This is a genomic window from Candidatus Aquicultor secundus (assembly GCF_002791875.1).
Classification (GTDB): domain Bacteria; phylum Actinomycetota; class Aquicultoria; order Aquicultorales; family Aquicultoraceae; genus Aquicultor_A; species Aquicultor_A secundus.
The window spans coordinates 1-4,456 of the sequence record NZ_PFNG01000200.1 but is presented as its reverse complement, the minus strand read 5'-3'; the positions used below and the strand labels follow the sequence as shown (position 1 = coordinate 4,456).

At 49.4% G+C, this 4,456-nt stretch carries 5 protein-coding genes and 1 pseudogene; 2 read left to right on the top strand and 4 right to left on the bottom strand.

Annotation, left to right across the window (positions count from 1 at the left end; genetic code table 11):
* Positions 1-871 (top strand): large ribosomal subunit assembly factor BipA (locus COY37_RS08275; RefSeq protein ID WP_502693752.1); only part of this gene is annotated, 871 nt, incomplete at its 5' end.
* 52 nt (positions 872-923) lie between these two features.
* Here COY37_RS08275 and COY37_RS08270 read toward each other — a convergent pair.
* From COY37_RS08270 to COY37_RS11905, 4 genes and pseudogenes are all read right to left on the bottom strand, one after another.
* Positions 924-1,646 (bottom strand): HAD family hydrolase, encoded by a 723-nt coding sequence (locus COY37_RS08270; RefSeq protein ID WP_286678987.1) that lies wholly within the window; start codon positions 1,644-1,646, stop codon positions 924-926.
* A gap of 191 nt (positions 1,647-1,837) precedes the next feature.
* Positions 1,838-2,023, bottom strand: coding sequence for a hypothetical protein (locus COY37_RS08265; RefSeq protein ID WP_286678986.1), 186 nt, complete (start codon positions 2,021-2,023; stop codon positions 1,838-1,840).
* A gap of 126 nt (positions 2,024-2,149) precedes the next feature.
* Complete coding sequence (locus COY37_RS08260) at positions 2,150-2,818, bottom strand: peptidylprolyl isomerase (RefSeq protein ID WP_286678985.1); 669 nt, start codon at positions 2,816-2,818, stop codon at positions 2,150-2,152.
* A pseudogene (locus COY37_RS11905) lies at positions 2,811-2,969 on the bottom strand (rhodanese-like domain-containing protein); the annotation flags it as partial. The gene COY37_RS08260 and the pseudogene COY37_RS11905, both read right to left, overlap by 8 nt.
* Positions 2,970-3,266: 297 nt before the next feature.
* On the opposite strand from COY37_RS11905, the gene COY37_RS08255 reads away from it, so the two are divergent.
* Positions 3,267-4,361, top strand: coding sequence for an STT3 domain-containing protein (locus tag COY37_RS08255; protein WP_286977179.1), 1,095 nt, complete (start codon positions 3,267-3,269; stop codon positions 4,359-4,361).
* Positions 4,362-4,456: the final 95 nt, after the last annotated feature.

Here is a 4,456-nt window from a genome sequence, read left to right as displayed (position 1 = left end):
CAGCCCATTCATCGGAAAAGACGGCGGTAAGTTCTTAACGAGCCGCCATATACGCGAGCGTCTTTTACGGGAAGCCAAGGTAAACGTCGGGCTTCGCGTTGAGGAAATCGATAACGAGGATATGCTGAAAGTCTCAGGTCGCGGCGAGCTGCACCTCTCCATCCTGGTCGAGACCATGCGCCGTGAGGGTCATGAACTCGAGGTATCGAAACCTAAGGTTATCTTTAAAGAAGTAGACGGCAAGCTTCTCGAGCCGATAGAATATCTGGTTATCGATGTCGATAAGGACTTCCATGGGTACGTCATCGAGGAGATGGGCAAACGCAAGGCCGAGATGAAAAACTTTGAGGAGACCGATTCGGGCAGCGTGCGGATGGAGTTCGTTATCCCCTCCCGCTCGCTCATTGGGTTTAGAAGCGAGTTTCTGACCATGACGCGCGGCACCGGCACCCTTTATAGCAACTTCTACGAGTATGAGTACTTCAAGGGCGAAATACCGACGCGCGATAAGGGCGTGCTGATTTGCCATGAAGGCGGTAAAGCGGTAAAGTATGCGCTCAACGGCCTCCAGGACCGCGGTCAAATCTTTATCCCGCCAAACATCGATGTCTACGAGGGCATGATTATCGGTGAGAATAACAAGGGCGTCGATCTGACGGTTAATGCCATCAAAGAAAAGAAGCTTACCAACATGCGTTCATCGGGAGCCGATGACGCGCTGAGACTTACGCCTCATAAGGAGCTAACCCTTGAGCAGGCGCTGGAATTTATCGAGGACGACGAACTCGTCGAGATTACTCCCAAAGCGATTCGCATTCGCAAGAAACTACTGGACGAGAACTCACGCAAGAAAGCCAGGAATAATGCGTAGTGCGCCCCTCCGCTCTCCCAGAGAAAATGAGAGTGCGTAGGACACATCCGGTTTACAATGCAGCTTTCCGGCGCTTCGTACCAATAAGGCCCTCTATCAGGTCAAACGCATCGTAGATGTCCTTAACGGCGATATCCGCCGAGTCTTTTACCTGTTGAAGGGAGCTTTCAAACGTGATTGAGGAGCCGGCGATTTGCAACATCGGGATATCGTTAAGCGCATCCCCTACCGCCACGATTTCCTCGCTTGTGTAGCCGATGCTGTTTAGGTACCTTACGAACACCGCTTTATCCAGGCCTCTCGGCATAACATCGACCGCGTCCCAGTGCGGGAGCACATAGAGGTCAAAAAGCCTGTGGTCTTCGACAAACCGGACCGCCTGCCGGTACACATCTTCAACCGATAAGCCCGGTTTTACAAACGCGGTAACACCGGTTTGATTCGGTGGAAACCAGACATTGTCCCTGAACATATGCCAGAGGCCGCTTTTAATATAATCAAGGCTTTTGCGGGCCTCCTCGGAGACGGGATAAACGATTTCGATCTTTTCCTGGGGACGAAATATAACCGCACCGTTTTCGCCTCCGACCAGCGGATTTGGGATGCCTAAGCCCTCGGCGAGGCCAAAAAGGTATACAGCGCCCTTGCCGGATACGAGCGAAACCTGCACGTCGTATTCGACAAGCCCGTGCATCCTCGCGACTACACCCAGCTCAACCGGTTGATCCGGGGCTCTAAGCGTACCGTCAACGTCAAAAATGACAACCTTAATCATAATCCTCCTTGATATCCTCTTTTATATTTATTCCAAACCACGCAGATTTTAGGCGTCGAGCCTTTTCTTAGGACAGCCAGGGTCATAAACAGGGTTATAGGTTGGAAACGCTATCATCGCTAAAACTATAGGAGAGGAGGCCGTAACCCCCTCTCCTATTTCTCCGCGGTAGACGCGTTAGTCGCGTTAGACTATATCAGCCTGGCCAAGTGAATAACGGTTACGATAGCAGCAAAAATCGCTAACAGGTAAATGATATTTGCAAGAACAGGAGTAAGTGCGAATACTCCTACAATTTGAAACAAGGCCAAGATAATTGCTACAACAAGCACAGCATAGATGATGGTCCACAGCGGAGCGATCTTCTTCATTGCCATTATCTTCACCTCCTACATTATATATCTACCCAGGTTTTACCAGGTTTAACCATTTAGTGCCCTTATATTGGTTAGAGTTTTAATGGCTGCTTTACTAGGACTGTCGCTTATGGCTCCGGCGGCCCTTTATTTCTTGTCCTCGATATAAACCCGCTTCATGATATCGCCCACCTGGATGCTTTTCACGACGTCCATACCCTCTGTTACCCGGCCGAATATAGTGTATTTGCCGTCAAGATCGGGCAGGGTGCCCAGGCAAATGTAGAACTGGCTGCCGGCGCTATCGGGGTCGTCGGAGCGGGCCATGGCCACGGTGCCCTCCGCGTGGTGTAAGTCATTAAACTCCGCTTTAATCGTGTAGCCCGGCCCACCTTGCCCATCGTTATTCGGATCACCGTCTTTGCTTAAGGGGTCTCCGCCCTGGATAACAAAGCCCGGCTCGACCCTGTGCCATTTAATTCCGTTGTAGAAACCGGAATTTGCGAGCTTTATGAAGTTCTGCACTGTGTTCGGTGCTTTATCTGTGTAGAAGCTAAAAACGATTCTTCCCTTATTTGTTTCGATAACCGCTTGTGCCTTAGCGGTTACCGGAACCGTGCCGGCAACGGTTATGCCGGTCGAAGGCGCGTTTGCTGAAGACGCATCTTTTTGCTGAGCCGCCTCGGATGTAGTGGTCTCACTAACCCCATAATCTTGCGTGGATGTATCCCTTGCCTTGTTGAAGTAGATAAGCGCAACGACAATGACTGCAAAAATGGCAAAAAAGATAACGGCTTGTTTAAAAATCTTACCCATAAAAACCTCCGTAATAATAAAACCGAATCAACTTTTGAGGGTTACTTGACCAGCGGATACGGCCACTTGTCCGGGCCCCTTCGATATGACCGGCCGCAAACTCATCCGGCTCCCTCACATCGATAATCTGCATTGTTTTTTCGTTATCAAGAAGTTGTTTGGCGCGGCGGACTCGACGGGCAGCCCTCTTTTAATACCTTTCAATTCTTGAACCTCCTGAATCATGTCTAACGCCCGCGAAACATACCGGTTAACATAAGCCAAAACCCTTAGCAACATATCTATCTCTCTACTCTAGATAAAAAAACGAATCCCCGCCACTATTGACAAAGGTTTTTTTGAATACATTCACTATCCGTGGCTTTGAAGTTACTAAGCCTTTCTATTGTCTAGACGCAATGGTATTGTAGAGAGAGATTTTTGGCCACTTAAGATGCGGGGACTGGCCTTGGAGTTCGAGGATTCAACTCAAGACAAAGTTAATAAGAATTCTTCAAAACGGAGTGGTACCGCCTGTCCGCGAAACAACGTCTATCTGATCTTAGCTTTTGTAGCTTTGACGCTTATTTCACTGTTTTTACGATTCAAGATTTTGCCCATTTTGACGGGCGATCCCACCCTCACGTTGACTGCAGATTCCGACTCATCGAGCTACCTCAGATTGTTCGATCTGATTATCCATAACTTTCCGAAGATGCCGACCGGCATGGATTTCTATTCTAACTATCCCTGGGGTTTTAAGCCCGATATTCCACCTATCTGGCCCTATTTACTTGCGGTTATCTCGCTGCCGGTATCTAAAATCCTGAGCCTGAATCCCCAGGAAGTGGCCGGGTTGCTGGTGGTGCTCCTCGGTACGGCTGCGGCGATCCCCATCTATTTTCTCGCCAAAGAACTGTTCGGGAAAAAGGTCGGGTTAACAACGGCTGCTGTTGCGCTGGTTCATCCGTTCTTCATACTCTTAAGCAGTGCGGCAATCGACCATATCACCGCAGATATCTTCCTTGTACCATCGGCTCTCGCCTTATTTCTCGTCTCCAAAAGATATTATTCTGAGGGCCGTAATTGGAAATTTGCGATCCTGGCCGTCCTTGGAGGCGCGTGCGTAGCTCTCTCGATCATGATGTCGCTTACGCTCATCCTTGTTCTTTCGATGACGCTGCTCCCTGTAGTGCCCGCGCTTTTTCTGCTCTCAAAAGAAAAGATTAAACCCGTACTTGCCGCAATAGGAGTGCAGTTTGCAACCGCCACCCTGGTTCTCGGTTTGCTTGCCGTGATAACGCCATGGTTTTCAAGCTCGTTCACATTTGAAGCGCTCTCTTATCTGCATATAGCCGTGTTTGCCGCTATCGCGATGTTTGGCGGAATCAGCTACCTTGCGCTAAGAACAAACGCCAAGCAGATTACTTACCGGTCGGTTATGGGGTGTGCCATCATTGCAGTACTAGCTCTCGTCGTTGGCGTTCCTAATTTCCGCGAGATTGTTGTCGGCGGGTACTACAAGAAGCATCGGCAGCTACCCTCTCGGCAAAAATACCATTGAGTTGGCCTCCGTCTTTGACAGAGGTATAGATTGGCTTTTCTTTTACTATTCCTATTTTGTGGTCGTCATTCCAATAACCATCGTTTACCTGGCTG